Raw genomic sequence first — 634 nt, 5'->3', positions numbered from 1 at the left:
GCGATGAGTACCTACCGTGAGCGCGCGCACCGCCAGACCGCGCGGGCGACCGTGCTGAGCGCCATCGCCACCCGCGATCACCCTCCCGGCCACCCGAACCACGGGCCTCCAGCTCATAGCCCCCCACGGCGAGGAGCCGTCGCTCCTGGCACTGGCCGCACACGCCGAGCGACCCACAGCACGGTGGTTGCCCGGAGCACCAGTGACTCCCCCGTGGTGAAGTCGAGCCGTTTGCCGCCCTGCGGGACGGTGGTCATGTCCTGCACGGTGAACACGGCCCCGCCGACCATGAGCTGATCTCCCCGCCGGACGGTCGTGGCATCCACCTCGACGGACACGATGACGCCCTCACTCACGGCCCGGCTCCTTTTCCGCCTGCGCCTGCCGCCCGGGACAGACATGGTCCGCGAGGCGAACCACGTCCGCGCACCCGTGGCAGTACCCCATCTCCCACACCGGCACGGTCAGATGCACCGGCGTCCCCGGCGGCCACTGAATCGCCTCAGACACGGCCACCCCCGCCCAGCACGCAACGCACCGCTTCCCGCAGCCGGTCGGCGTCCGTCAGACAGTCCCCCCTCGGCGTCAGGCCCCACTGGATGGCGGGGCCCCCGACCCACTCCCCCGGCGGCAC

The 634-nt window shown here is 72.4% G+C and carries 1 protein-coding gene; it reads right to left on the bottom strand.

From position 1 onward, the window contains the following. Nucleotides 1–113 precede the first annotated feature (113 nt). Complete coding sequence (locus tag ACSNOC_RS27860) at nucleotides 114–356, bottom strand: hypothetical protein (protein WP_436750350.1); 243 nt, start codon at nucleotides 354–356, stop codon at nucleotides 114–116. Between the last annotated feature and the right edge of the window lie 278 nt (nucleotides 357–634).

The organism is Streptomyces sp. URMC 129 (assembly GCF_051386415.1).
In the GTDB taxonomy this organism is placed as follows: domain Bacteria; phylum Actinomycetota; class Actinomycetes; order Streptomycetales; family Streptomycetaceae; genus Streptomyces.
Note: the sequence above shows the minus strand (reverse complement) of the source record. Positions and strands in the feature narration are given on the sequence as shown.